This is a genomic window from Streptomyces sp. BK79, from assembly GCF_044142145.1.
GTDB lineage: Bacteria > Actinomycetota > Actinomycetes > Streptomycetales > Streptomycetaceae > Streptomyces.
This window is the reverse complement of sequence record NZ_JBHVOC010000024.1, coordinates 49,698-74,833: the sequence shown is the minus strand read 5'-3', so window position 1 is coordinate 74,833 and position 25,136 is coordinate 49,698. Positions and strand designations below refer to the sequence as shown.

Sequence of the window (25,136 nt, the reverse complement as noted above, 5' to 3'; positions counted from 1 at the left end):
CGTCCTTCCCGCGACACCGGCCGGCGACTACGCGAGGGCTATTCGACCGATAGTGATCATCTCTTTCGTACGACGACGAAGTCCGCGAGCGCGACGAACATGTCCCGCACCCGGTCGGGCATGTCGACGGCGTCGAGGGCTTCGATGGCGATGGTGTGCTGGCGGCGCGCCTCGTCGGCGGTCCACTCCCGCCCGCCCGCTTCCTCGATGAGGGCGGCGCGGGCCGCGAACTCCTCCTCGGAGAAGTTCGCGAAGTCGCTGGTCTTGGCGTCGGCGGCGAGGATCTCGCCGAGCCGTTCGGAGGCGGGGCCGCCCGCCGCGAGGGCGGCGACGACCGGGAGGGACTTCTTGCGCTGGCGCAGGTCGCTCCAGGTCTGCTTGCCGGTGGCGTCCGGGTCGCCCCAGATGCCGAGCAGGTCGTCGACGGCCTGGAAGGCGAGGCCGAGGTGGTAGCCGTACTTCTCCAGGGTGTCGGCGGTGTGCTCGTCGGCGCCGCCGAGCACCGCGCCGATGGAGCTGGCGGAGGCGAGCAGCGCGCCGGTCTTGTTGCCCTCCATCTCCAGGCACTCCTCGACGCTGACGCGGTCGCGGTGCTCGTAGGAGATGTCCTGTGCCTGGCCGTCGATCAGGGCGCGGGAAGCCTTGGTCAGGCGGCGGGTGGCACGGCCGGCCTCCACGGTCCCGAGTTCCAGCAGCACCTCGTTGGCCAGTGCGAACAGCGCGTCGCCGACCAGGATGGCCTGGGCGGGGCCGTGCACCTTCCAGACCGTGTCGCGGTGGCGGCGCTGCTCGTCACCGTCCATCAGGTCGTCGTGCAGGAGGGAGAAGTTGTGCACCAGTTCCACGGCGACCGCGCCGGGGACGCCGACCTCGGGCGCCGCGCCGGTGACCTCGGCGGAGAGCACCGCGAGCGCGGGGCGGACGGCCTTGCCGCCGTCGCCGTCCGCGGGGTTGCCCTGGGCGTCGATCCAGCCGAAGTGGTAGGCGGCGACGGTGTCCATGGGGGGTGCCAGACGGTCGACGGCCGCCCGCAGGACCGGCGTGGCCAGGGTCCGGCCGCGCTCCAGGAGCGCGGTCACGTCCACCGTGGTCCTCGGAGCGGCCTTCGGGGCCGGGGGCACAGTGGGCACAGTCTTTCCTCCAGTTGCGGTACCGGGAGTGCGGGTGTCCGTCCCCCGCGGATCGGCCTTCACGCCGCCTCCTCGAAGAAGTCGGGCAGGAGGCCGCGGGACCGGCCCAGGGCGCCGAGCGCGGCGCCCGCCGCCCCGACACCGCTGCGAACCGCACTCTCCATGGTCGCGGGCCACCCGGTGGCGGTCCACGCTCCGGCCAGGTAGAGGCCGGGTGCCTTGGTACGGGCGCCGGGCCTCAGACGGCCGACGCCGGGGGCGGGAGCGAAGGTCGCGGTGCGCTCCCTGGTCACGAAGAAGTCCTTCACCCCGGCGCCCCGGGTGCGGGGCAGCAGCCGCTCCAGCTCGGGCAGGTACCGCTCGCGCAGGGCGGCCACGGGCTCGTCGATCTCGTCCTGCGCGGTCGACTGCGACAGCGCCAGGTACTGACCCTCCTTCAGCCCGGAGGCCTCGGTACGGTCGAACACCCACTGCACCGGGGTGCCGAGAGCCGTGAGGAACGGTGTGGCGAGCACCTTCCGGTCGTAGATCACGTGGATGTTGAGGATCGGCGCGGTGCCGATCTCCAGGAGGTCGTCCGGGGCGTCGAGGGCCCCGGCGGGCAGCAGGTCGTACGCCTCGCGCTGCGGTACGGCGAGGACGACGGCGTCCGCGTCGATCCGCTCGCCGGGCACCTGAACGCTCCAGCCGCCGTCGTCGTGCGCGTGGACGGAGGTGACGCGGGTGCGGACCTCGGTGCGCACGCCCGCGGCGTCGAGCTCCTCGCGGGCCAGCCGGTCGTGCAGGTCGCCCAGCGGGACGTGGGCCCAGCCGATGTCGGCGGCGCCCGGGTCGGACAGCAGGCCGGTCTTGAACACCATCGCGGCGAGACCGAGCGAGGCGTCGCCCGCGACCGCGTTGAGGGTGGCGACGCCGACCAGGTCCCACAGGGCCTCGACGGCGCGCGGCGACTGGCCGTGCCGGGCCAGCCAGCTGCCGAAGTCCTGGGTGTCCAGGGCCGGGTCGGCGAGGTCGAGCCCCTTGAGCGCGAGCGCGGCCCGTCCGACGGCCGCCCGTTCGGCGAGCGAGAGGTGCGGGTACGTGGCGAGGCTGCGTCCCAGGTGCAGCGGTACGGGCAGCGCGTCGCGCCGCAGCCTGCCGAGCCGTCGTCCTTCAGGCTTGGTGACGTCGACGACGGGCACGTCGAGGCGGTCCTGCAACGGGGCGAGCGCCGCCGCGCCGATGCGGTCGAGGAACCAGCGGTAGGCGGTGCAGCAGCGCAGGTACACGTGCTGGCCGTTGTCGACGGTCAGGTCGCCGCGCCGGAAGGAGAAGGCGAGCCCGCCCAGGCGCGGCCGGCCTTCGAGCAGGGTGACGCGCACCCCGGCGTCGGCGAGCGTGAGGGCGGCGGTGACACCGGCGAGTCCCCCGCCGACCACGACGGCGTGCGAGCCGGGGCGGAGCGCGGAGACGTTCGCGAGCTGCCCGCCGTCACGCGTGCCGTTGCCGTGGGTCATGGTGCGCCCTTCCCTGTCCGGTCGCCGTGGTGCTTGAACGGCGTACGGCCGACCGTCTCAGTCAGGGACGCCGACCGCCACCGGAGGGTTGCCCGCCGCTCACCGCCAGGGGTGTCGTACGGGCCCGGTGTGTCGAGTGTGCCGGAGGTGTCCATCAGGCGCGCCTCCTGACGCTCCGCCGGGTGACGTGGCGGGCGTCCAGCCCGGACAGACCACGCACGGCGACGTACGCCTTCTCGCGTCCGGGGAGCGAGACCCGGCCGCGCAGCACGGCCTCGGGGTCGCGCTCGATGCGGTCCAGGAGGCGGCGGTAGATGCCGGCCATGGCGGCCACGCAGGCGCCGCTGCGCCGGTCGAGCAGGGGCAGCAGCCGGTAGCCCTCCGCGAAAAGGGCGCGGGCCCGACGCACTTCGAAGTGCACGAGGCCCGCGAAGTCGGAGCCCTCGGGTGGCGTCGGCCCGCTGAAACCGGCCGAGCAGCCGAACTTGGCGAGGTCGTCGGCGGGCAGGTAGGTCCGCCCGTCCTCGGCGTCCTCGCGGACGTCCCGCAGGATGTTGGTGAGCTGGAGCGCGAGACCGAGCGTGTCGGCGTACTCGGGCGCGCGCTCGGCGCCGCGCGCCCCCGGTTCGGTGCCGAACACGCCGAGCGAGAGCCGGCCGATGGCGCCGGCCACGCACCGGCAGTAGACCTTCAGGTCGTCCCAGGTCTCGTATCTCTCGCCGCGCAGGTCCATCTGGACGCCGTCGATCAGTTCGTCGAGACCGCCGAGCGGGATCGGGAAGACGGTGGCCGCGTGGGCGAGGGCGACGGCTACGGGGTCCGTGTCGTCCTCGTCGACCCGGCCCTCGTGCACCCGGGCCAGCAGCGCCCGGGTCTCCTCCAGACGGGCGACCTTGACGTCGTCCGCCAGGTCGCCGTCGCCGATGTCGTCGACCCGGCGCGAGAAGGCGTACAGCGCCGACATCGCCCGGCGCTTGGGCGTCGGCAGCAGCCGGATGCCGTAGGCGAAGTTGCGGGCCTGCTGCCCGGTGACGGCCTCGCAGTAGCTGTAGGCGGCGAGTACCGGTGACGACGCGTGCGCTGACGACTCCACGGCCCCGATCACCCCTTTCCTCGCAGGGTCAGGCCCACCTCGCGCAGCAACCGGGCCTTGCCGGACTTGGGCGGGCCGGGAAGTACGTCGTGATCGGCGGCGGCGATCGCCCCCAGGGCCGCCCTGCCGCCCGCCACGAACCCCGCGAGCAGCAGGCGCAGCCTGCCGTGGACGCTGCCCACCAGGGGGGTGCCCTCGTCCAGGAGGTCGCGGGCGCGTCGCGCTTCGAAGGCGATCAGCGCGCGCACCGACGCCCCGGCGCTCGCGGCGGCGAGGTCGGCCTCCTCGACGTGGAAGCGCTTCATGTCCTCGGCCGGCAGGTAGACGCGGTCGCGGCCGAGGTCCTCGGCGACGTCCTGGAGGTGCTCGACGATCTGCAGGGCGGTGCAGATCGCGTCGGAGCGGCGGATCCGCTCGGGCGTCGCGGTGCCGGTGACCGCGAGGACGAGCCGGCCGACCGGGTTGGCGGAAAGCTCGCAGTAGGCGAGCAGGTCGTCCCAGGTCTCGTAGCGCGCGACCAGCTGGTCCTGGCGGTTGGCGGCGATCAGGCCGAGGAAGGGCTCGGGGGTCAGCGAGCGACGGCGCACGGTCGGCCTCAGGCGGCGCAGCAGCGGGTGGCGGGGGGTGCCGTCGAAGACCCTGCGCAAGTCGTCCTCGAAGGCGTCGAGCAGCAGCAGCCGGTCGTCGGCCCGGTCCGCGGGGACGCCGAGGAGGCGGGCGTCGGCCCCGCCGGGGGCCAGGTCGCCGTCGCCGATGTCGTCGACGAGGCGGGCGAAGCCGTACACGGCCATGAGGTCGGTGCGCCAGTCGCGGGGCAGGAAGAAGGGAGCGACGGGGAAGTTCTCGTCGGCGGCCTTGGCGAGGGTGCCGCGCTCGGGGTCGCCGGCGTACGCCGTGCCGGGGACCGTCATCGCGGGCTGCCCGGGGCGGGGACGGCGCACGCCTCGCGGAGCTGGGGAGTTTCCGTAGCCATTGCCGTCACATCTCCCGTTCTACACTGCGGACCCAATACACACTATTTCGGACACGCCGCCCGGCCGCCCGTGCGGCAGGCCCGCTCGAGGGTGACGGGCATTATCGCCCCATGTGCCGCGATTCGGGACCGTTCCAGCTTACGTTGTACGACTCAGGGAAGTTTGCCGGGGTCCTCCGTGGACCACAACAACACACCGGTGGACGTCAAGATTCCTGTGCATACGAGGAGTTGACGCTTCCTTTGCAGACGCGTGGCCCCGCCGGAGCAGTTCCGGCGGGGCTCGGCGTGTCGGGCTACTTGCCCGTGAACTTCTCGTACTCCTTGAGCACCTCGTCGGTCGGGCCGTCCATGCGCAGCTCGCCGCGTTCCAGCCACAGGACCCGGTTGCAGGTGTCGCGGATGGACTTGTTGTTGTGGCTGACCAGGAAGACCGTGCCGGCCTCCTTCTTCAGTTCCCGGATGCGCTCCTCGGAGCGGGTCTGGAACTTGCGGTCGCCGGTGGCCAGGGCCTCGTCGATCATCAGGACGTCGTGGTCCTTGGCGGCGGCGATGGAGAACCGCAGGCGGGCGGCCATGCCGGAGGAGTAGGTGCGCATCGGCAGGGTGATGAAGTCGCCCTTCTCGTTGATCCCGGAGAAGTCGACGATGTCCTGGTAGCGCTCCTTGATCTCCTCGCGGGACATGCCCATGGCCAGGCCGCCGAGGATGACGTTGCGCTCGCCGGTCAGGTCGTTCATCAGGGCCGCGTTGACGCCTAGCAGGGAGGGCTGGCCGTCGGTGTAGACCTTGCCTCGCTCGGCGGGCAGCAGGCCGGCGATGGCCCGCAGGAGGGTGGACTTGCCGGACCCGTTGGAGCCGATGAGGCCGATGGCCTCGCCCCGGTAGGCCACGAAGGACACGCCCCGCACGGCGTGCACCTTGCGCACGCCCCGCTCCTCGCCCCTCTTGATCATGCGGCTCAGTGCGGCGGTCGCGCTGCCCTTGCCGGTCCTGGCGCCGTTGACGCGGTAGACGATGTGCAGGTCGTCCGCGATGACCGTCGGCACCCGCTCGCCCTGCTGCTGCTCAGCCACGGCCGTACCTCTCCTCCGCCTTCCAGAAGTACACGAAGCCGCCCACGGCGAGGACCACGGCCCAGCCGAGCGCCACCGCCCACACGTGCGGCGGCAGGTTCTCGGAGCCGTACCCGTCGATGAGCGCGAACCGGATCAGGTCCATGTAGACGGCGGCCGGGTTCCACTGGAGCACGTCGGCCAGCCAGGCCGGCTTGCCCTCCAGCATGATCGGGATGGAGAACATGACACCGGACGCGTACATCCAGGTGCGCATGATGAACGGCATGAGCTGGGCCAGGTCCGGCGTCTTCGCCCCCATCCGGGCCACGATCAGCGCCAGGCCCATGTTGAAGAGGAACTGCAGGAGCAGGGCCGGCACGACCAGCAGCCAGGACGGGGAGGGGTAGCTGCCGAAGCCGATGACCACCGCGAACATCACGATCATCGAGGCCAGCAGCTGCTGGAGCTGCTGGAGGGCGAACGAGATGGGGAGCGAGGCACGGGGGAAGTGCAGCGCCCGCACCAGGCCGAGGTTGCCGGAGATCGCGCGCACGCCCGCCATCGCCGAGGACTGGGTGAAGGTGAAGACGAACACCCCCGTCACCAGGAACGGGATGTAGACGTCCTTCGGCATGCCCTTGCCCGCGTTCAGGATCAGGCCGAAGATCAGGAAGTAGACGAGCGCGTTCAGCAGCGGCGTCGCCACCTGCCACAGCTGGCCGAGCTTGGCCTGGCTGTACTGCGCGGTCAGCTTCGCCTGGGAGAAGGCGAGGATGAAGTGCCGCCGGCTCCAGAGCTGACGGACGTACTCCGCGAGGGACGGCCGGGCACCGCTCACGGACAGCCCGTACTTGGCGGCGAGCCGGGCCGGTGTGAGGCCCTCGTCGGGCGACACGGGCTTGGTCATGGCGACCGTGCCGTCGTGCGTTGTCTCACTCACTGGGGGAAACTTTCGTCTTCGAGAATGCTCGGCCGCGCGGGCCTGGCAGGGACCTGTTGGCCCGCGAGGGGCCGGGACGCTCTCGGGTACGAGCTTGTCAGATCACCGGAGGGCGGCCCAGCCGGGTCAGCCGCCACACCGTACGCCACCTCATGGGCCGGCGGGGGCCGCAGGGGGTGGCCCAGCCCTCGCGGAAGCCGCCGAACCAGGCCTTCAGCGCAGGTCGCGAGGGGCGGCGCAGCAGGGTGAGGAGCAGCCACACCCCGAGGTAGACCGGGACGAGGAGCGCGGGGAGGTTGCGGCGGGCGAGCCAGACGCGGTTGCGGGCGACCATGCGGTGGTAGACCGCGTGCCGCGAGGGCGCGGTCGTGGGGTGGTTCAGCACCATGTCCGACCGGTAGTCGATCATCCAGCCGGCGTCCAGGGCCCGCCAGGCCAGGTCGGTCTCCTCGTGGGCGTAGAAGAACGCGTCCGGCAGACCGCCGACCTGGGCGAGGACGCGGGTGCGGACGGCGTTGGCGCCGCCCAGGAACGTGGTCACCCGGGAGGAGCGCATCGGGTCGGAGGCGCGCAGCCGCGGGACGTGCCGTCGCTGGGTCTCGCCGGTGTCGGGGTCGGCGATGCGGAAGCTGATGATGCCGAGCCGGTCGTCGGCCGCGAAGGCCTGCCGGCACAGCTCGGCGGTGTCGGTGCGGGCGAGCAGGCCGTCGTCGTCGAGGAAGAGCAGGATGTCGACGTCCTGGCCACCCGGGCCGAAGGCCTCGATGCCGACGTTGCGGCCGCCGGGGATGCCCAGGTTCTCGGGCAGTTCGACGGTGCGCACGCCGTCCGGCACCTCCGGGACGGGCGAGCCGTTGCCGACCACGACGACCTCGACCGGGTCGCCGTCCTGCTTGGCGACCGAGTCGAGCAGGGCGCGCAGCTCGTCGGGGCGGTTGCCCATCGTGATGACGACGGCGCCGACCTTCATGGCGCCGCTCACTTCAGCCTGCTGGAGGCGAGGACGGACACCAGGTGCAGCAGCGTCTGGAGCAGGGCGATGCCGGCGAGGACCGCGGTGCCGAGCCGGGTGAAGAACAGGTCGCCGCGGCTCGCGTCGACTATGGCGAGGACCAGGATCAGCAGCGACGCCTCGATGCCGAGGATCAGCCGGTGGAACTTGAGCGCCCCGGCGGCCCGGCGGGCCAGCGCCATGCCGGAGGAGCGGATCTCGGAGGCGGACTCCATGACCGGGGCCATCCCGGCCTGGTGCCGGGCGACACCCACCAGGTCGGTCTCGGCCTTGATCAGGATGGCTCCGAGGGCGGCGAGGGTGCCGAGGAAGGCCCACAGCCAGTCGATCCGCCCGGTGCCCCAGAGGTCGGCGGCGCGCAGGCCGAGGCCGACCAGGACGGCGGCGTCGGTCAGGTAGGCGCCGACCCGGTCCAGGTAGACGCCGCCGAGGGAGTACTGCTTCTTCCAGCGCGCGACCTCGCCGTCGACGCAGTCCAGCAGCAGGTAGAGCTGGACCGCCACGACGCCGAGCACGGCGCCCGTGATGCCCGGCACCAGCAGCGCCGGGGCCGCGAGCACGCCGCAGACGGTCATCAGGTACGTGAGCTGGTTGGGCGTGATCCTGGTGTTCACCAGGTAGCGGTCGATCCGCAGCGAGACCTCGCGCATGTAGAGGCGTCCCGCCCAGTGCTCACCGCTGCGCCGGTCCTTGACCCCGGCGGGGTGGACGACCGGACGTAGTTCAGCTACCGATGGCCTTGACATAGTCGGCGTAGAGGTCCTTGATCTGGTCGGTTTTCAGGTCGAGGTGCTCGAGGATCGTGTAGCGGCCGGGACGCGTCTGCGGCGCGTACTCCACGGCCCGGAAGAACTCCTGGGGCGTGAAGCCGATCTCCTCCGGCAGCACCGGCAGCCCGTGCCGGCGCAGCACCTCGGCCATGTGGGCGGACTCCTCGTGGGCTCCGCGCAGGTACATCGCGAAGGCCGCGCCCAGGCCGCACTGCTCGCCGTGGGCGGCGGCGCGGGTGGGGTAGAGCAGGTCGAACGCGTGGTTGATCTCGTGGCAGGCGCCGGAGGCGGGCCGCGAGTCGCCGGAGACCGACATGGCGATGCCGGTGAGGACCAGGCCCTCGGCGAGCACCTGGAGGAAGTCGTTGTCACCGATGCCGCCCGGGTGCCGGAGCACGGCCTCGCCGGCCTGGCGGGCCATCGCGGCGGCCAGGCCGTCGATCCGCTCGCCCTTGACGCGGTTGGCCAGCTCCCAGTCCGCGATCGCGGACACGTTGGACACGGCGTCGCCGATGCCGGCGCGCACGAAACGCGCCGGCGCCGCGCGGATGACGTCCAGGTCGATCACGACGGCGATCGGGTTGGGGACGCCGTAGGAGCCGCGGCCCGCGTCGTTGTCGAGGGTGGCGACCGGCGAGCACAGCCCGTCGTGCGCGAGGTTCGTGGGCACGGCGACCAGCGGCAGGCCGACGCGCGCCGCGGCGAACTTGGCGCAGTCGATGATCTTGCCGCCGCCGAGGCCGACGACCGCGTCGTAGTGGCCGCCCTTCATGGCGCCGGCCAGCTTGATCGCGTCGTCCAGGGTGCCGCCGCCGACCTCGAACCAGTCGGCGCCGGGCAGGGACGGGGCGACACGCTCGCGCAGCCGGGCGCCCGAGCCGCCGCTGACGGCGACGGCGAGCTTGCCCGAGTGGGAGATGCGCTCGTCGGCGAGCACACATCCCAGGTCGTCGAGGGCACCCGCGCGGATGTCGACGACGACCGGCGACGGGATGAGCCTCGTCAGTACTGGCACGCGATCTCCCTGCCCTTGGCGAGGTCGTCGTGGTTGTCGATCTCGACCCACTTGACGTCGCCGATCGGCTCCACGTCGACCTTGAAGCCGCGGTCGACCAGCTCCTGGTAGCCGTCCTCGTAGTACAGCTGCGGGTCGCGCTCGAAGGTCGTCTTCAGCGCGTCGGCCAGCTCCACTGCCGCCTCGCCCTCGATGAGGGTGACGCCGATGTACTCGCCGGTCGCCTCGGCCGGGTCCATCAGCTTGGTGATGCGCTGGACGCCCTTGTCGGGGTCGACGACGACCTTCATCTCCTCCTCGGCGAGGTTCTTCACCGTGTCGAGGGCGAGGATGATCTTCTTGCCGTCGCCGCGGGCGGCGAGCAGGGTCTTCTCGACGGAGACCGGGTGCACGGTGTCGCCGTTGGCGAGGATCACGCCGTCCTTGAGGGCGTCACGGCCGCACCACAGGGAGTAGGCGTTGTTCCACTCCTCGGCCTTGTCGTTGTCGATGAGGGTGAGCTTGACGCCGTACTTCCGCTCCAGCGCCTCCTTGCGGTCGTACACGGCCTCCTTGCGGTAGCCGACGATGATCCCGACCTCGGTCAGGCCGACCTCGGCGAAGTTCGCCAGGGTCAGGTCAAGGACCGTGATGCTGTCCTCCGCCCCCTCGGGGCCGACCGGCACCAGTGCCTTGGGCAGGGTGTCGGTGTAGGGGCGCAGACGCCGGCCGGCGCCGGCGGCCAGCACGAGGCCGATCATGCGGGTTCTCCTTCGTCGTGTACGGCGGGTGCGCCGCCCTGGTGGGCGGCGACCCAGAAGCGGATGCTCTCGACGAGCACCACGAGTGCCACGGCCACGGCGAGGACCGTGAGCGCGAGCTTGAACTGTGCGGCGGTGAGCAGCACGGCCAGCACGGTGATCACCAGCGTGCGGCCCTCGTGCCCCCCGACCGTCCGGACCAGCCACCGCGGCGGCGCGCCCGCGCCGCCGCGAATGCGGTAGACCGTGTCGTAGTGATGGTAGGCGACCGCGGCCACCAGCCCGAAAGCCGCCGGTAGCGCCCCGTTCACGTCCGCGTGGGCCGCCAGTGCCAGGACGGTGCCGTACTCGGCGGCGCGGAAGAAGGGCGGGACCAGCCAGTCGAGGGCGCCCTTGAGGGGGCGGGCGACGGCCAGGGCGGAGGTCAGGACGTGGGCGAGCGCGGCGACGAGCGGCCAGGGGCCGCCGAAGCCGGTGAGGGCGGCCGTCGCGACGACGGCCGCACCGCCGAGGAGGGCGACGGCGGGGGCGGTGAAGCCGGGCAGCCCGCGCGCGGGCCCGCGCAGGCCCGCCGAGACGGCCTCGGCGAGCGGGCCGGAGTCGGCGAGGTCCGCGAGCGCCTTCGCCGCCCGGTCGGTGCGCGTCGCCTTCCGGGTCAGCGAGCGCAGCACCCGGCCGGCCGTGGTGTACGTCGCGGCGAACGCGCAGCCGATCAGCAGGACGTAGAAGGTGATCCGGGGGGTGGCGACCGCGGTCAGGACGGCGATCATGGCCCAGCGTTCGCCGATGGGCAGGACGATCATGCGCCGCACCCAGACCGTCCAGCCGACGCTGTCGAGCTTGTCGGAGAGGGCGGCGGTGGGGCTGGTGTTGGCGGCGGCGTCGTGGTTGGCCTCGTTGAAGGAGAAGTCGACGACGTGCCGGCAGGTCTGGAGGACCATCGCGCCGAGGGCGAGGGCCCATACGTCGTCGCCGCCGCGGGCGGCCCCGAGGGCGAGGCCCGCGTAGTAGGCGTACTCCTTGGCGCGGTCGAAGGTGGCGTCCAGCCAGGCCCCGAGCGTGGAGTACTGGAGCGAGTAGCGGGCGAGCTGTCCGTCGGTGCAGTCGAGGACGAAGGAGGCGATGAGCAGGACACCGGCGGCGACGAAGCCCCCGCGGGTGCCGGTGGCCGCGCAGCCCGCCGCTATCAGCGCGGTGATCAGCGAGGCGGTGGTGACCTGGTTGGGGGTCAGGCCGCGGCGCGCGCACCAGCGGGCGAGGTAGCGGGAGTACGGGCTGACGAGGAACGTGGTGACGAAGCCGTCGCGGGCCTTGACGGCCGACTTCAGGCGTACGGCCTCGTCGTCGACGGCGGCGACGGCCTGCCGTGCCTCGTTGCGGGCCTGCGGGTCGGCGGGGACGGTGGCGACGAGGCTGCCCAGCTCGGGCCGGTGCACGTCGGCGCCGTCGGCGTCCAGGGCGGCGGTGATCCGGTCGGCGAGGCTGTCGACGGCGGCGACGCTCGGGGCGCCGCCGTGTGCCGGGCCGCAGTCGCCGCTGTTCTCGCGGGCCATGGCGCGGGTCAGGGCCTGGCGGGCGTCCGGCCGGGCGGTGACGGCGCCCGGGACCGCGGCGAGCGGGAAGCGGGGGTCGGTGAGGCCGAGGCGCAGGGCGTGCGGGTGGCCGACGAAGCGGGCGTCGACCACGGCGACGCGCTCACCGGCCGGCACCCGGGCCAGCAGGGTCTCGGCGTCGGTGGCGTCGGAAGCGAGGTGGACGTCGAAGCCCAGGGACCGCAGCTCGCTCTCGATCGACGAACCGGGAACCGGCTGACCGGTGAGGATGGCGGTCGACAACCGAACTCACTCCCTGGTGCCGGCGCCTGGGCGCCGGGCCTGTGCATGGTGGGCGCCCGCGCCTGCGGCACCCGGGCGGCATGTCGGCAGAGGTTATCGGATGCCCGGAACGCCGTGTTCACCGCCCGTTTCACGGTCGGTCGACGCCGCTTGCACCCGGCTTTGCCGCGATCATCATCGTGGATCCGGGGCCCGCCCCACAAACCGCGCTCCCAGACCGGGCATCGCGGACATCGCGGAGTGTCGGCGCGTGTTCGCGCAGGGTCAGGAGCGCCCCGTCGGCGCCGTCCGCCGGGGTCACCCGGACAGTCGCTTCCCGGGGGTCGCGACGCCCTGACCTGCACAACGTTTCCGCAGGTCAGGGCACATGACAACGGTGTTCAGTGCCGCGTTGCCCCATACCCCCCGCCCGTAGTTGACTGTGAGCCGGACGCCGGACGCCGGACGCGAGGACACAGGAGGGCGGCTTCTCATGGGGGCTGGGCACGATCACGGGCATGCGCACGGGGCGCACGCCGCAGGGACGGCGACCGCCGCGTACCGCGGCAGGCTCCGGGTGGCGCTGGCGATCACGCTCACCGTCATGGTCGTCGAGATCGTCGGCGGTGTGCTGGCCGACTCGCTCGCACTGATCGCCGACGCCGCGCACATGGCGACGGACGCCCTGGGGCTCGGCATGGCGCTGCTCGCCGTGCACTTCGCGAGCCGGCCGCCGAGCGACCGCCGCACGTTCGGCTTCGCCCGCGCCGAGATCCTCGCCGCCCTGGCCAACTGCCTGCTGCTGCTCGGGGTCGGCGGTTACGTGCTGTACGAGGCGGTCGAGCGGTTCCTCACCCCCGCCGGCACCGCGGGCGGCCTGACCGTCGTCTTCGGCGCGATCGGTCTGGTGGCGAACATGGTGTCGCTGTCGCTGCTGATGCGGGGACAGAAGGAGAGCCTGAACGTGCGGGGCGCCTTCCTCGAGGTGGCGGCGGACGCGCTGGGCTCCCTCGCGGTGATCGTCTCGGCGCTCGTGATCCTGGCCACCGGCTGGCAGGCGGCCGACCCGATCGCGTCGCTGGTGATCGGTCTGATGATCGTGCCGCGTACCTGGCGGCTGCTGCGCGAGACCCTGGACGTGCTGCTGGAGGCCGCGCCCAAGGGCGTGGACATCGCCGAGGTGCGCGCCCACATACTGGCGCTGGACGGGGTCGAGGACGTCCACGACCTGCACGCCTGGACCATCACCTCGGGCCTGCCGGTGCTGTCGGCGCACGTGGTGGTGAGCGGCGAGGCCCTCAGCACGATCGGTCACGAGAAGATGCTCCACGAGTTGCAGGGCTGCCTCGGCGACCACTTCGACGTGGAGCACTGCACCTTCCAGCTGGAGCCCGGCGGCCACGCGGAGCACGAGGCGCGGCTGTGCCACTGAGGTTCTGCCTCTCCGCCTCAGGTCCGGCTCTCCGCCTGAGGGCCTGCCTCTCCGCCTGAGGTCCGGCCGCTCCGCCGGGCCGGGCGCCGGGGGGCGCGCGGGTGAGGCGGCGCGCCGGGGAGCGCGGCCGTCCGCCCCCGGTCCGCCTCCCGACCCCCGCGACACCCCTCCCGGTCACCCGCCGGACGGTTCCCGGCCGGTGACGCCGGGAACGATCAGCCTTCGGGCCCCTCCTCGGCGCCCGACCGGTGACGACCGCCGCCCGTGCCACCGCCCGGGACATGCGGAGCGCCGGGAAGTGCCGAGAGTGCCGGATTCGTACGGCACACTTGGGGCGCGAGGACCGATGTGAAGGATGGGTATGCCGATCACTCCTGCCACCGCGACGCACAGTTCGTCGAACGGCACCGCAGACGCGATTTTGCTGGAACTGGTCGACGAGAACGGCGTGACGATCGGCACCGCGGAGAAGCTCTCCGCGCACCAGCCCCCCGGGCAGCTGCACCGCGCCTTCTCCGTGTTCCTCTTCGACGAGCGGGGGCGGCTGCTGCTCCAGCAGCGGGCGCTGGGCAAGTACCACTCCCCCGGCGTGTGGTCCAACACGTGCTGCGGTCACCCCTACCCCGGTGAGGCGCCCTTCGCGGCGGCGGCCCGGCGGACGTACGAGGAGCTGGGTGTCTCCCCGTCGCTGATGGCCGAGGCGGGCACGGTGCGCTACAACCACCCGGACCCGGCCTCCGGGCTGGTCGAGCAGGAGTACAACCACCTGTTCGTCGGCCTGGTGCAGGCGGCGCCGAGGCCCGACCCGGAGGAAGTGGCACAGACGGCCTTCGTGTCGCAGGCCGAACTGACCGAGCGGCACGCGCAGGACACGTTCTCGGCGTGGTTCATGACGGTGCTGGACGCGGCGCGGCCCGCCGTCCGCGAGCTGACGGGCCCGTCCGCGGGCTGGTGAGCCGGGTCATCCCGGAGCGGGCTTGAGCGGCAGGGCGGCCCAGATCACCTTGCCGCCGCTCGCCGTGTGGGCGACGTCGCACGCCCCGCCCGCCTCCCTGGTGATCTCCCGGACCAGGAGCAGGCCGCGGCCGCCCGTACGGCCGTAGTCGTTCTCCAGGGCGGTCGGACGGTAGGGGTGGCTGTCCTCCACGGACACCCGCACCCACTCGGGGCCGACGGCGACCTCCACGGCGAGCACCGGCGACAGCACGGCCGCGTGCCGGACGGCGTTCGTCACCAGCTCCGAGACGATCAGGAGCAGGCCCTCGGTCACGTCCTCGCAGACCGGTACGCCCTGGCGCACCAGCAGGTCCCGCACCGCGTGCCGCGCCTGCGGGACCGACGCGTCCTCGGCGGGAGCGGTGAACCGCCAGACGCCTTCGTACGGCAGCGGCTGCGCGGGCCCGGTCTCGTCCATCGTCCGGTCGCCACCCTCGGGCTCGATTGTCACCACACCCCTGAGTGTTGGTAACGCGTGCCTCCACTCCGGAGAACTGAGAACAAGTCGGCGGGTATCGAGCACTTCTGATCGTTGGCGTATGACACGGTCAGGTGTGGGACCGTTCCTGTCCCGCCGATACCACCCGCGTGAACCGAAGAGGCCGGCGGATAGCATCCCGCCCATGGAGCCCCAGCTGCTGCACCGGGTCACCGACTCGGTCGCCACCGTCGTCGTCCACCATCCGGCCAAGCGGAACGCCATGACGACGGCGATGTGGCGGGCGCTGCCCGAACTGCTCGCGACCCTGGCGGGAGATCCGGCGGTGGGAGCGCTGGTGCTCACCGGCGAGGGGGCCACGTTCTGCGCCGGGGCGGACATCTCGACCCTGCGGGAGTCCGCCGAGGAGGCGCAAGGGCTCGCGGTGCGCGCCGAGGAGGCCCTCGCGGCCTTTCCCAAGCCGACGCTGGCCGCGGTCCGCGGGCACTGCGTGGGCGGCGGGGCGCAGTTGGCGGCCGCCTGCGACCTGCGGTTCGCCGAGGAATCGGCGCTGTTCGGGGTGACCCCGGCCAAGCTGGGGGTGGTGTATCCGGCCTCCTCGACCCGGCGGCTGGTGGCGCTGACCGGACCGGCCACCGCGAAGTTCCTGCTGTTCTCCGGGGAGTTGATCGACGCCGGGCGGGCACTGCGCACCGGTCTGGTCGACGAGGTGCTCCCCGAGGGCGAACTGGACAAGAGGGTCGCCGAGTTCACCCGGGTCCTGGTGTCGCGCTCGCGGCTGACGCAGGCCGCGGCGAAGGAGTTCGCGAACGGGCGCACGGACCGGGACGCGTACTGGGCCGCCGAGGCGCGCGGCAGCGGCGACACCGCGGAGGGGGTCGCCGCCTTCCTGGAGCGCCGGCAGCCGCGGTTCGGCTGGAGCCCGCCGCCGGGCGCCCCCGCGTCTACGTCAGGCTGAACCGGCTGCCGGCGCGGAACTCCTCGACGAGGTGCGCGGGCGCCTTCGCCGGGGATCCCGCGTCGTAGGGCGGCTGCGGGTCGTACTCGGTCAGGAGCTGGACCGCCCGGGCGTGGTCGTCGCCGGCGATCCGGCCGAGCAGGGTGAGGCCCATGTCGATGCCCGAGGAGACGCCGGCCGCGGTGACGTACTTGCCGTCGGTGACCACGCGCTCGCCGGTGGGTTCGGCGCCGAAGCGCCCGAGGAAGTCGAGGGCCAGCCAGTGCGAGGTGGCACGACGGCCCTTCAGCAGTCCCGCCGCGGCGAGCAGCAGGGAGCCGGTGCACACGGACGTGGTCCAGGTGCTGGTGGCGTCGGCGGTGCGCAGCCAGTCCAGCAGGGCGCCGTTCTCCATCTGCGGGGTCTGCCCCGGACCGCCGGGGACGACGACGATGTCCGGGGCCGGCACGTCCTCCAGGGTCCGGTCGGCGGTGAGCGCGAGGGCGCCGGTGTCGGTGCGTACGGGGCCCGTCCGCTCGGCGACGAAGACGGTCTCCGCGTCCGGGAGGCGGCCGAGGGTCTCGTAGGGGCCCACGGCGTCCAGGGCGGTGAAGCGGTCGAACAGGACGATGGCGATCTGCACGGGGTTCCTTCCGGTGGTGTGGCGGGCGGGGTGAGGTGAGGTGGCGTGGGCCCGGTGGGCCCGGTGAGCCCGGTGGCCCCGGTGGAGTCAGCGGGCGGGTGCGGGGCGGAAGCGGCGGCGGTACTCGGCCGGTGAGGTTCCGAGGGACTTGACGAAGGCGCGGCGCATGGCCTCCGGCGTGCCGTAGCCGCTGGCGCGGGAGACCTCCTCGACGCCGTCACCGGTGTCCTCCAGCAGCCGGCGGGCGTGTTCCAGGCGGACCCGGTCGACGTACCGGCCGGGTGTCGTGCCGGTCTCCGCGCGGAAGGCGCGGGCGAAGTGGCGGGGCGAGAGACCGGCCCGGCCGGCGAGGGCCTCGACGCCCAGCTCGGCGCCGGGGTGCTCGGTGATCCACCGCTGGACCTCGCGCAGGGGCTCGCGCCGCGCGGTCTGGGCGGCGAGCTGCGCGCTGAACTGCGCCTGGTTCCCCGGCCGGCGCAGGAACACCACCAGGTGCCGGGCGACCGACAGGGCGGTGTCCCGGTCCAGGTCCTCCTCGACCAGGGCGAGGGCGAGATCGATGCCGGAGGTGACGCCGGCGGAGGTGGCGACGTGTCCGTCGCGGATGAAGATCGGGTCGGGGTCGACGTCCACGGCCGGGTGGTCACGGGCGAGCCGGTCGCAGTAGGCCCAGTGGGTGGTGGCGCGGCGGCCGTCCAGCAGGCCCGCGCGGGCGAGCAGGACCGCCCCGGTGCAGACGGAGACCAGCCGCCGGGCGCGCGGTCCGTGTCCGCGCAGCCACTCGACCAGGGCCGGATCGGGATGCCGGGTGCCCTGGCCGCCGGGGACGATCAGGGTGTCCGGGGCGGGCGCCGCGGCGAGGGCCAGGTCCGGTACGACGGTCAGGCCGCTGGAGGTGCGCACGGGGGCGCCGTCCGGTGACGCCGTGCGGATGCGGTACGTCCCCGGCACGTGCTTCTCCGCGCCCGCGAAGACCTCCACGGGGCCGGTGACGTCGAGACTCTGGACGTCGTCGAACAGGACGACGAGGACGGTTCGCTGCGCCATGTACCGATTCTTCGCCCCGGCGCGTGCGGCCGCAATGACGAGTACCCCACCTTTCCTGCCATGCGGCCCGCACGCGGAGCCTCATCTCGGGAAGACCCCTGGAGGACGTACTGAGCGGTTGGTAACCTGCGCGGCATGACCACTGCCGCCATCGACGCCCGCGCCGGCCGCCGCTGCCACAACGCGCTCAACTCGCTGCACTCGACGCACTACTTCTCGCCCGACCTGGGCCGGGAACTGGGCGCCCTCGGGGTCACCGACCCCCGGGCCGTCAACTTCGCGGTGCGCGCCGCCGCGCTGGGGCCGGTCGGGGCCGGCGCGGTGACGGCGGCGTTCTACAACTACAAGCACGACCTCGTGGCCCGGCACGTGCCCGCCGTGTGGGAGACCGCCGCCCCGGAGCGGGTCCTGGCGGCACGCGCCCGGGCCGTCGACGCGACGCTGCGCCGCCTGCTGGGCGATGAGGCGCTGACGTCCGCCGAGATGTCGGAGGCGGCCGCTCTCGCGCTGCGCGCCGCCGAGGCGTGCTCGCGCAGTGCCCGCCCGCTGTACTCGGCCCACGCCGACCTGCCCGTACCGGACGCGCCGCACCTGGCGTTCTGGCACGCGGCGACCCTGCTGCGCGAGCACCGGGGCGACGGCCATCTGGCGGCGCTGATGGCGGCGGACCTCGACGGGCTGGAGGCGCTGGTGACGCACACGGCGACCGGCCGGGGCATGGCACCGAAGTGGGTCTTCTCCACCCGCGGCTGGACCCGGCAGGAGTGGGACGCGGCCACGGACCGGCTGCGCGGACGCGGGCTGATCGACGACGCCGGGGAGCTGACCGAGCGGGGCGCGGCCCTGCGCGACGAGGTCGAGCGCGAGACGGACCGGCTGGACGCGGCCCCCTACGCGCACCTGGGCGCCGAGGGCGTGGCGCGGCTGACGGAGCTGGGAACGGCCTTCGCGCGCACGGCGCTCGGGGCCGGGGCCTTCCCGGCGGACCTGCTCGGCAGGCGCTGAGGGAAGCGGCCGGGCGCGGAAGGCATGTCGAGCGGTTGCGGAGGTACCCGTACAGTCCCCGGCCGGAGGGGCCGGGGAGAGGAAAGGGGCTTTTCGTGTTCCGTGCCATCGCAGACGTCCTGCGCCAGATCGGCGGCGCCGTCGCCACCGTCGTGACGCTTCCCTTCCGGGCCGTGGCCCGGCTCTTCGGTGGAGCCTCGTCCTCCACCCGCAGCCGCCGCGTCTGACCGAGCCGCGATGCGACGGTCCCGACGGGCCCGGGTGTCGCCCTGATCCCCGATTGTCGGCACCACCTGCCACAATTGCCGCGCAACCTCAGTGAGAAGGCGGTACGGGATCGTGACGACACCCGGGTCCAGCGCGTCCATCGACGCGAGGTCCATCGAGAGCAGGATCGCCGAGGAGCTCGGCGTACGGGAGCGGCAGGTGAAGGCCGCGGTGGAGCTGCTCGACGGCGGCTCGACGGTGCCCTTCATCGCCCGCTACCGCAAGGAAGCGACCGAGATGCTCGACGACGCGCAGTTGCGCACGCTCGAGGAGCGGCTGCGCTATCTGCGGGAGCTGGAGGAGCGCCGCACCGCGATCCTCGACTCGGTACGCGAGCAGGGCAAGCTCACCGAGGAGCTGGAAGCACGCATCCGCGCGGCCGAGACCAAGGCCCGCCTGGAGGACATCTACCTGCCCTTCAAGCCCAAGCGGCGCACGAAGGCGCAGATCGCGCGCGAGGCGGGCCTGGAGCCGCTGGCCGAGGGGCTGCTCGCCGACCCGTCGGTGGACCCCCTCGCGGCGGCGGCCGCGTTCGTGGACGCCGGCAAGGGCGTGGCCGATCCGCAGGCGGCCCTGGACGGGGCCCGGTCGATCCTCACGGAGAAGTTCTCGGAGGACGCCGACCTGATCGGTGAGCTGCGCGAGCGGATGTGGACGCGTGGGCGGCTCGCCGCCAAGGTCAAGGAGGGCAAGGAGGAGGCCGGCGCCAAGTTCGCCGACTACTTCGACTTCGCCGAGCCGTTCACCGAGCTGCCCTCGCACCGGATCCTCGCGATGCTGCGCGGCGAGAAGGAGGACGTGCTCGACCTGGTCCTGGAGCCCGAGGAGGCCACCGACGGGCCCTCGTCGTACGAGGGGATCATCGCCTCGCGGTTCGGGATCGCCGACCGCGGCCGGCCCGGTGACAAGTGGCTCACGGACACCGTCCGCTGGGCCTGGCGCACCCGCGTCCTGGTGCACCTCGGCATCGACCTCAGGCTGCGCCTGCGCACGGCCGCCGAGGACGAGGCGGTGAACGTCTTCGCCGCCAACCTCCGCGACCTGCTGCTCGCCGCCCCCGCCGGCACCCGCGCCACGCTCGGTCTGGACCCCGGCTTCCGTACGGGCGTGAAGGTCGCCGTCGTCGACGCGACCGGCAAGGTCGTGGCCACCGACGTGATCCACCCGCACGTCCCGGCCAACCGGTGGGACGAGGCGATCGCCAAGCTCGCGCGGCTGGCCCGGGAGCACGCGGTCGAGCTGATCGCGATCGGCAACGGCACGGCGTCCCGCGAGACCGACAAGCTCGCCGGTGAACTGATCGCCAAGCACCCGGAGTTGAAGCTCACCAAGGTGATGGTGTCCGAGGCGGGCGCCTCCGTGTACTCGGCCTCCGCCTTCGCCTCGCAGGAGCTGCCGGACATGGACGTCTCGCTGCGCGGTGCGGTGTCGATCGCCCGGCGGCTGCAGGACCCGCTGGCCGAGCTGGTGAAGATCGACCCGAAGTCGATCGGTGTCGGCCAGTACCAGCACGACCTGTCCGAGGTGAAGCTGTCGCGCTCGCTGGACGCGGTCGTCGAGGACTGTGTGAACGGCGTGGGCGTCGACGTCAACACGGCGTCCGCACCGCTGCTCGCCCGCGTGTCGGGCATCACCTCCGGGCTCGCCGAGAACATCGTCTCGCACCGGGACGCGAACGGGCCGTTCACGTCCCGGACCGAGCTGAAGAAGGTCTCGCGGCTCGGCCCCAAGGCGTACGAGCAGTGCGCGGGATTCCTGCGGATCCGGGGCGGCAGCGACCCGCTGGACGCGTCCAGCGTGCACCCCGAGGCGTACCCCGTGGTGCGCAGGATGGTGAAGACCGCCGGGCAGGAGGTGGCGGGCCTGATCGGCAACACGTCCGTGCTGCGGTCGCTGAGGCCGGACGAGTTCGTCGACGAGAAGTTCGGTCTGCCGACCGTGAGCGACATCCTGAGGGAGCTGGAGAAGCCGGGGCGCGACCCGCGGCCGGCCTTCAAGACGGCCACCTTCAAGGAGGGCGTGGAGAAGATCTCCGACCTGGCGTCCGGGATGGTGCTGGAGGGTGTCGTGACGAACGTCGCGGCGTTCGGGGCATTCGTGGACGTCGGGGTGCACCAGGACGGGCTGGTGCACGTGTCGGCGATGTCGAAGACGTTCGTGAAGGATCCGCGGGACGTGGTGAAGCCCGGGGACATCGTGAAGGTGAAGGTGATGGACGTCGACATTCCGCGCAAGCGGATCTCGTTGACGTTGCGGTTGGACGACGAGGCCGCGCCGCAGGGCGGGTCAGGGGCTCAGGGCGCGCCGAAGCGGGAGCGGGGCGGGAAGCCGCCCCGGCAGCGGCAGCGGCAGCAGCGGCAGGGGTCCGGTGGCAGTGGTGGCAAGGGGCGGTCGTCGGCCCCCGCTCCGGCCAACGACGCGATGGCTGACGCGTTGCGGCGGGCGGGCTTGGCGTAGGCGCGGGGCGCTGTGGCCGGGGGCGGCTGCGACGGGTAGCGGCTCCCGGCTACGTGCGTTCCACGACCTTGCCGTCCGTGACCTCCAGGCGGCGGGTCACTCTGATCGCGTTCAGCATGCGGCGGTCGTGGGTGATCAGGAGGAGGGTGCCCTCGTAGGCGTCCAGGGCCGATTCCAGCTGTTCGATGGCCGGCAGGTCGAGGTGGTTGGTCGGCTCGTCGAGGACCAGGAGGTTGACGCCCCGGCCCTGGAGGAGGGCCAGCGCGGCCCGCGTGCGCTCGCCCGGTGAGAGGGTCGACGCAGGGCGCATGACGTGGTCCGCCTTGAGGCCGAACTTGGCCAGGAGGGTGCGGACCTCGGCCGGTTCGGTGTCCGGGGTCGCCGTGCGGAAGGCGTCGAGCAGGGACTCGGGGCCGTAGAACAGCTCGCGGGCCTGGTCGACCTCGCCCAGCAGGACCCCGGAGCCGAGCGCAGCGTGGCCCGCGTCGAGCGGGACCCGGCCCAGGAGCGCGGCGAGCAGCGTGGACTTACCGGCGCCGTTGGCTCCCGTCACCGCCACCCGGTCCGCCCAGTCGATCTGGAGGGAGACCGGGCCGAGGACGAAGCCGCCCCGGCGGACCTCGGCGTCGCGCAGGGTGGCGACGACCGCTCCCGAGCGGGGCGCGGAGGCGATCTCCATGCGCAGGTCCCACTCCTTGCGGGGTTCCTCGACGACGTCCAGGCGTTCGATCATGCGCTGGGTCTGGCGGGCCTTGGCGGCCTGCTTCTCGCTGGCCTCGCTGCGGAACTTGCGGCCGATCTTGTCGTTGTCGTTGCCCGCCTTGCGCCGGGCGTTCTTGACGCCCTTGTCCATCCAGGTGCGCTGCATCTGGGCCCGGTCCTGGAGGGCGGCGCGCTTGTCGGCGTACTCCTCGAACTCGTCCCGGGCGTGCCGGCGGGCCACCTCGCGTTCCTCGAGGTAGGCCTCGTAGCCGCCGCCGTAGAGGTTGATCCGCTGCTGGGCCAGGTCGAGTTCGAGGACCTTGGTGACGGTGCGGGTGAGGAACTCGCGGTCGTGGCTGACGACGACGGTGCCGGCGCGCAGGCCGGTCACGAAGCGTTCGAGGCGCTCCAGGCCGTCCAGGTCGAGGTCGTTGGTCGGCTCGTCGAGGAGGAAGACGTCGTAGCGGGACAGGAGGAGGGAGGCGAGGCCGGCGCGGGCGGCCTGGCCGCCGGACAGGGACGTCATCGGCTGGTCGAGGCCGACGGTCAGGCCGAGCGCGTCGGCGGTCTCCTCGGCGCGCTCGTCGAGGTCGGCGCCGCCGAGGGCCAGCCAGCGCTCCAGGCTGGTCGCGTAGGCGTCGTCGGCGCCGGGCGCGCCGTCGACCAGCGCCTGGGTGGCCTCGTCCATGGTGCGCTGGGCCTCGGTGACGCCCGTGCGGCGGGCCAGGAACGCCCGGACACTCTCGCCGGGCCGGCGCTCGGGCTCCTGCGGGAGGTGGCCGACGGTGGCGGTGGGCGGGGACAGGCGCAGCTCGCCCTGTTCCGGGGCGGTGAGGCCGGCGAGCATCCGCAGCAGGGTGGACTTGCCCGCGCCGTTGGCTCCGACGAGTCCGATCACGTCGCCGGGGGCGACGACGAGGTCGAGCCCGGTGAACAGGGAGCGGTCGCCGTGGCCGGCGGCGAGGTTCTTGGCGACGAGGGTGGCAGTCATCAGACCGTAGATCCTAGCGGCGGTCCGCCGTCGGCTCAGTCCGGTTCCCCCTGCCCGACCGCCGTCACCAGCACGCTTCCCGGTGTCCGCGCCACCAGGAAGCACTCGCCCTTCACCGTCCTCGGGTCCAGGGCGAGGCGGTGGCCGCCCGGGTCGAGTACGCCGTCGAAGACCTCGTGGGTGTGGACGCGGCGCAGGCGGTCGACGCGGTACGCGGTGAGCCGCACCCGGCACGGCGAGGTGACCTCGACGCCGGCGGCGGCGCCGGTCGCGGTGAGGCCGGTCAGCCGGCGCCGCCCCGCCGGGCGCCGGTCCAGGGCGTGTTCGATCTGGGCGACGAGCAGCGGGACGACCGGGGCGAGGCCGTCGACGTGGGCCGCCTCCACCCCGGCGTCCGCGAAGGCACGGCGTACGGCGGCGCGCCGCTCCTCGGGGACCGCGTGGCCGAAGACGACGGCGCCGTAGGCCCGCAGTTCGTCGGCCGGTACGTCCCCGGCGTCCTCGGTGATGTCGGCGCCGATGCCGATGGTGCGCAGCGCGGCGGCGAGCCTGGCGAGCAGGGCGACGCGGGCGCCGATCAGCAGGACCCGGCGGCCGGTGCGCGCGGAGCCGTCGAGCAGGGCGGCGAGGGCGGCGCGGTACTCGGCGCCGGGGAAGCGGTAGGGGCCGATGCCGTGGTAGCCGTTGAACTCCAGGTCGGCGTGGTCGCCGGTCTGCCAGGCGAAGTCCCGCCAGACGAAGTCGTCGCCGTCGCGCAGGATGACGGCGGTCACCGCGCCGCAGGCCAGGTCCTCGCACTCCGGGCAGCCGTAGATGACGTGACGGCCGCCGGGCAGGGGCGCGTCGGTCTCCAGGAGCAGGCCCCGGACCTGCGCGGCGAAGATCGCGGGCGGCACGTCGGCGGCGAGCGGGGAGACGGCGTCCAGGTCACTGAGGCGGAACAGCAGGGGTCGTCCGTCGACGATGAAGTCCATGAAGTCGCGGTGGACCTGGTAGTCACCGTCGGCGAGGACACCCCCGGCCCGCATCGCCGGTGCCAGACCGAAGGTCGCGTACTCGGCAGCCATGCGGGGAGTATTCCCACCGCGGGACCGGTCTGCGCACGGCGGGGACGGTTCGGTTACCGTCCCCAGTGTGACTACCGGACTGGATGACGAGGTCGTCGTGGTCGGCGGCGGGGTGGTGGGGCTGACGACGGCCGTCGTCCTCGCCGAGCGCGGCAGGCGGGTGCGGCTGTGGACGCGGGAGCCCGTCGGGCGGACGACCTCGGCGGTCGCGGGTGCGCTGTGGTGGCCGTACCGCATCGAACCGGTCGCGCGGGCGCGGGCGTGGGCGCTGTCCTCCCTGGACGTGTACGAGGAGTTGGCGGCTCGGCCCGCGGAGAGCGGCGTACGCATGGTCGAAGGGGTGCTCGGCGAGACCGGCCTGGACGAGGTGGCGGCCTGGGCGGCGTCCCGGCTGCCTGGGCTGCGGGCGACGACGGCCGCCGAGTACGGCGGGGCCGGGCTGTGGGCGCGGCTGCCGCTCATCGACATGCCGGCCCATCTGGCGTGGCTGCGGGCGCGGTTGCTGGCGGCGGGCGGCGCGGTCGAGACGCGTGCGGTGGCCGGTCTGGCCGAGGTCGATGCCCCGGTGGTGGTCAACTGCACGGGCCTGGGCGCCCGGGAGCTGGTGCCGGACGCGTCGGTGCGTCCGGTGCGCGGGCAGTTGGTCGTCGTGGAGAACCCCGGGATCCGGACCTGGACGGTCTCCACCGACCCGGTCTCCGGGGAGATGGCGTACTTCTTCCCGCAGCCCGGCCGGCTGGTCCTGGGCGGCACGGCCGAGGAGGACGCCTGGTCGGCCGAGCCGGACCCGGCGGTGGCGGAGGCGATCGTGCGGCGGTGCGCGGCGCTGCGGCCCGAGATCGCCGGGGCGCGGGTCCTCGGTCACTTGGTGGGGCTGCGGCCGGCCCGGGACGCGGTGCGGCTGGAGCGCGCGTCGCTGCCGGACGGGCGGCTGCTGGTGCACAACTACGGGCACGGCGGCGCGGGTGTCACCGTGGCCTGGGGCTGCGCCCGGGAGGCGGCCTCGCTCGCCACCCGCTGAACCCGGTGCCGGCGCGGCGCGCCCGGCGCGGAAGGGGCCGGCACGCGGGTGCGTGCCGGCCCCTTCCGCTTCCCCGGCCGTCGGCCGGTAC

24 protein-coding genes are annotated in these 25,136 nt (G+C 73.2%); 7 read left to right on the top strand and 17 right to left on the bottom strand.

Features of this window, described 5'->3' with window-relative positions:
- Positions 1–56: 56 nt before the first annotated feature.
- The 12 genes from ACFIF2_RS27610 to ACFIF2_RS27555 all read right to left on the bottom strand — a co-directional run bounded on the left by ACFIF2_RS27610 (position 57) and on the right by ACFIF2_RS27555 (position 12,062).
- Positions 57–1,121 carry a polyprenyl synthetase family protein gene (locus ACFIF2_RS27610; protein ID WP_395576029.1) on the bottom strand — a complete coding sequence of 355 codons (1,065 nt, stop codon included), beginning with the start codon at positions 1,119–1,121 and terminating at the stop codon, positions 57–59.
- Between the two features lie 68 nt (positions 1,122–1,189).
- Complete coding sequence (hpnE, locus tag ACFIF2_RS27605; RefSeq protein WP_395575943.1) at positions 1,190–2,626, bottom strand: hydroxysqualene dehydroxylase HpnE; 1,437 nt, start codon at positions 2,624–2,626, stop codon at positions 1,190–1,192.
- Positions 2,623–2,781, bottom strand: a complete 159-nt coding sequence (locus tag ACFIF2_RS27600; protein WP_395575942.1) for a DUF6380 family protein — start codon at positions 2,779–2,781, stop codon at positions 2,623–2,625. The genes hpnE and ACFIF2_RS27600 overlap by 4 nt, the downstream gene beginning before the upstream one ends.
- Positions 2,781–3,731, bottom strand: coding sequence for a presqualene diphosphate synthase HpnD (gene hpnD, locus ACFIF2_RS27595; RefSeq protein WP_395575941.1), 951 nt, complete (start codon positions 3,729–3,731; stop codon positions 2,781–2,783). Before hpnD ends, ACFIF2_RS27600 begins: the two co-directional genes overlap by 1 nt.
- Complete coding sequence (gene hpnC / locus ACFIF2_RS27590; protein WP_395575940.1) at positions 3,728–4,630, bottom strand: squalene synthase HpnC; 903 nt, start codon at positions 4,628–4,630, stop codon at positions 3,728–3,730. The genes hpnD and hpnC overlap by 4 nt, the downstream gene beginning before the upstream one ends.
- A 358-nt stretch (positions 4,631–4,988) precedes the next feature.
- Positions 4,989–5,768: an ABC transporter ATP-binding protein gene (locus ACFIF2_RS27585; protein ID WP_395575939.1), complete on the bottom strand. Its 780-nt coding sequence runs from the start codon at positions 5,766–5,768 to the stop codon at positions 4,989–4,991.
- On the bottom strand, positions 5,761–6,690 hold the full coding sequence (locus tag ACFIF2_RS27580) for an ABC transporter permease (protein ID WP_395575938.1): 930 nt from the start codon (positions 6,688–6,690) through the stop codon (positions 5,761–5,763). The genes ACFIF2_RS27585 and ACFIF2_RS27580 overlap by 8 nt, the downstream gene beginning before the upstream one ends.
- Before the next feature lie 97 nt (positions 6,691–6,787).
- Positions 6,788–7,660 carry a glycosyltransferase family 2 protein gene (locus ACFIF2_RS27575; RefSeq protein ID WP_395575937.1) on the bottom strand — a complete coding sequence of 291 codons (873 nt, stop codon included), beginning with the start codon at positions 7,658–7,660 and terminating at the stop codon, positions 6,788–6,790.
- A gap of 8 nt (positions 7,661–7,668) precedes the next feature.
- Positions 7,669–8,448: a CDP-alcohol phosphatidyltransferase family protein gene (locus ACFIF2_RS27570; RefSeq protein ID WP_395575936.1), complete on the bottom strand. Its 780-nt coding sequence runs from the start codon at positions 8,446–8,448 to the stop codon at positions 7,669–7,671.
- A complete protein-coding gene (locus ACFIF2_RS27565; RefSeq protein WP_395575935.1) occupies positions 8,426–9,487 on the bottom strand; it encodes an iron-containing alcohol dehydrogenase family protein in 1,062 nt (353 codons plus the stop codon). The genes ACFIF2_RS27570 and ACFIF2_RS27565 overlap by 23 nt, the downstream gene beginning before the upstream one ends.
- The gene (locus ACFIF2_RS27560; protein ID WP_395575934.1) at positions 9,475–10,227 is read right to left on the bottom strand and encodes a sugar phosphate nucleotidyltransferase; all 753 of its coding nucleotides are present in this window, start codon (positions 10,225–10,227) and stop codon (positions 9,475–9,477) included. The genes ACFIF2_RS27565 and ACFIF2_RS27560 overlap by 13 nt, the downstream gene beginning before the upstream one ends.
- Positions 10,224–12,062, bottom strand: a complete 1,839-nt coding sequence (locus ACFIF2_RS27555; RefSeq protein ID WP_395575933.1) for a DUF5941 domain-containing protein — start codon at positions 12,060–12,062, stop codon at positions 10,224–10,226. The genes ACFIF2_RS27560 and ACFIF2_RS27555 overlap by 4 nt, the downstream gene beginning before the upstream one ends.
- Positions 12,063–12,534: 472 nt before the next feature.
- Between ACFIF2_RS27555 and ACFIF2_RS27550 the strand changes: the two genes are divergently transcribed.
- Complete coding sequence (locus tag ACFIF2_RS27550) at positions 12,535–13,473, top strand: cation diffusion facilitator family transporter (RefSeq protein ID WP_395575932.1); 939 nt, start codon at positions 12,535–12,537, stop codon at positions 13,471–13,473.
- Positions 13,474–13,834: 361 nt separating this feature from the next.
- Complete coding sequence (gene idi, locus ACFIF2_RS27545; protein ID WP_395575931.1) at positions 13,835–14,428, top strand: isopentenyl-diphosphate Delta-isomerase; 594 nt, start codon at positions 13,835–13,837, stop codon at positions 14,426–14,428.
- 6 nt (positions 14,429–14,434) lie between these two features.
- Here idi and ACFIF2_RS27540 read toward each other — a convergent pair whose 3' ends face one another.
- Complete coding sequence (locus tag ACFIF2_RS27540; protein WP_395576028.1) at positions 14,435–14,887, bottom strand: ATP-binding protein; 453 nt, start codon at positions 14,885–14,887, stop codon at positions 14,435–14,437.
- A gap of 205 nt (positions 14,888–15,092) precedes the next feature.
- Between ACFIF2_RS27540 and ACFIF2_RS27535 the strand changes: the two genes are divergently transcribed.
- A complete protein-coding gene (locus ACFIF2_RS27535) occupies positions 15,093–15,866 on the top strand; it encodes an enoyl-CoA hydratase/isomerase family protein (RefSeq protein ID WP_395575930.1) in 774 nt (257 codons plus the stop codon).
- On the opposite strand, the gene ACFIF2_RS27530 is transcribed toward ACFIF2_RS27535, so the two are convergent.
- Together ACFIF2_RS27530 and ACFIF2_RS27525 are read right to left on the bottom strand one after the other, a co-directional pair.
- Positions 15,853–16,488, bottom strand: coding sequence for a DJ-1/PfpI family protein (locus ACFIF2_RS27530; protein WP_395575929.1), 636 nt, complete (start codon positions 16,486–16,488; stop codon positions 15,853–15,855). The genes ACFIF2_RS27535 and ACFIF2_RS27530 overlap by 14 nt on opposite strands.
- A gap of 87 nt (positions 16,489–16,575) precedes the next feature.
- Positions 16,576–17,535: a GlxA family transcriptional regulator gene (locus ACFIF2_RS27525; protein ID WP_395575928.1), complete on the bottom strand. Its 960-nt coding sequence runs from the start codon at positions 17,533–17,535 to the stop codon at positions 16,576–16,578.
- 135 nt (positions 17,536–17,670) lie between these two features.
- Here ACFIF2_RS27525 and ACFIF2_RS27520 point away from each other — a divergent pair, with 135 nt between their 5' ends.
- From ACFIF2_RS27520 to ACFIF2_RS27510, 3 genes are all read left to right on the top strand, one after another.
- On the top strand, positions 17,671–18,540 hold the full coding sequence (locus tag ACFIF2_RS27520) for a hypothetical protein (RefSeq protein WP_395575927.1): 870 nt from the start codon (positions 17,671–17,673) through the stop codon (positions 18,538–18,540).
- Positions 18,541–18,635: 95 nt separating this feature from the next.
- Entirely contained in the window at positions 18,636–18,767 is a 132-nt protein-coding gene (locus ACFIF2_RS27515; protein ID WP_252100479.1) for an LPFR motif small protein, read from the top strand.
- Between the two features lie 112 nt (positions 18,768–18,879).
- Positions 18,880–21,264, top strand: coding sequence for a Tex family protein (locus ACFIF2_RS27510; protein ID WP_395575926.1), 2,385 nt, complete (start codon positions 18,880–18,882; stop codon positions 21,262–21,264).
- Positions 21,265–21,313: 49 nt separating this feature from the next.
- Here the strand turns inward: ACFIF2_RS27510 and ACFIF2_RS27505 are convergent, their stop codons facing one another.
- On the bottom strand, positions 21,314–22,957 hold the full coding sequence (locus ACFIF2_RS27505; protein ID WP_395575925.1) for an ABC-F family ATP-binding cassette domain-containing protein: 1,644 nt from the start codon (positions 22,955–22,957) through the stop codon (positions 21,314–21,316).
- 35 nt (positions 22,958–22,992) lie between these two features.
- Positions 22,993–24,024 carry an oxidoreductase gene (locus ACFIF2_RS27500; RefSeq protein WP_395575924.1) on the bottom strand — a complete coding sequence of 344 codons (1,032 nt, stop codon included), beginning with the start codon at positions 24,022–24,024 and terminating at the stop codon, positions 22,993–22,995.
- Positions 24,025–24,091: 67 nt separating this feature from the next.
- Between ACFIF2_RS27500 and ACFIF2_RS27495 the strand changes: the two genes are divergently transcribed.
- Positions 24,092–25,045, top strand: coding sequence for an FAD-dependent oxidoreductase (locus ACFIF2_RS27495; RefSeq protein ID WP_395575923.1), 954 nt, complete (start codon positions 24,092–24,094; stop codon positions 25,043–25,045).
- Positions 25,046–25,136 lie beyond the last annotated feature (91 nt).

Excerpts from the sequence above, each read along its gene's own strand:
- ACFIF2_RS27540 (WP_395576028.1), bottom strand. The coding sequence starts at position 14,887 with ATGGACGAGACCGGGCCCGCGCAGCCGCTGCCGTACGAAGGCGTCTGG.
- ACFIF2_RS27535 (WP_395575930.1), top strand. The coding sequence starts at position 15,093 with ATGGAGCCCCAGCTGCTGCACCGGGTCACCGACTCGGTCGCCACCGTC.
- hpnC (WP_395575940.1), bottom strand. The coding sequence starts at position 4,630 with ATGACGGTCCCCGGCACGGCGTACGCCGGCGACCCCGAGCGCGGCACC.
- ACFIF2_RS27600 (WP_395575942.1), bottom strand. The coding sequence starts at position 2,781 with ATGGACACCTCCGGCACACTCGACACACCGGGCCCGTACGACACCCCT.
- ACFIF2_RS27505 (WP_395575925.1), bottom strand. The coding sequence starts at position 22,957 with ATGACTGCCACCCTCGTCGCCAAGAACCTCGCCGCCGGCCACGGCGAC.
- ACFIF2_RS27550 (WP_395575932.1), top strand. The coding sequence starts at position 12,535 with ATGGGGGCTGGGCACGATCACGGGCATGCGCACGGGGCGCACGCCGCA.
- ACFIF2_RS27575 (WP_395575937.1), bottom strand. The coding sequence starts at position 7,660 with ATGAAGGTCGGCGCCGTCGTCATCACGATGGGCAACCGCCCCGACGAG.
- hpnE (WP_395575943.1), bottom strand. The coding sequence starts at position 2,626 with ATGACCCACGGCAACGGCACGCGTGACGGCGGGCAGCTCGCGAACGTC.
- ACFIF2_RS27520 (WP_395575927.1), top strand. The coding sequence starts at position 17,671 with ATGACCACTGCCGCCATCGACGCCCGCGCCGGCCGCCGCTGCCACAAC.
- ACFIF2_RS27525 (WP_395575928.1), bottom strand. The coding sequence starts at position 17,535 with ATGGCGCAGCGAACCGTCCTCGTCGTCCTGTTCGACGACGTCCAGAGT.
- ACFIF2_RS27500 (WP_395575924.1), bottom strand. The coding sequence starts at position 24,024 with ATGGCTGCCGAGTACGCGACCTTCGGTCTGGCACCGGCGATGCGGGCC.
- ACFIF2_RS27560 (WP_395575934.1), bottom strand. The coding sequence starts at position 10,227 with ATGATCGGCCTCGTGCTGGCCGCCGGCGCCGGCCGGCGTCTGCGCCCC.
- ACFIF2_RS27570 (WP_395575936.1), bottom strand. The coding sequence starts at position 8,448 with ATGTCAAGGCCATCGGTAGCTGAACTACGTCCGGTCGTCCACCCCGCC.
- idi (WP_395575931.1), top strand. The coding sequence starts at position 13,835 with ATGCCGATCACTCCTGCCACCGCGACGCACAGTTCGTCGAACGGCACC.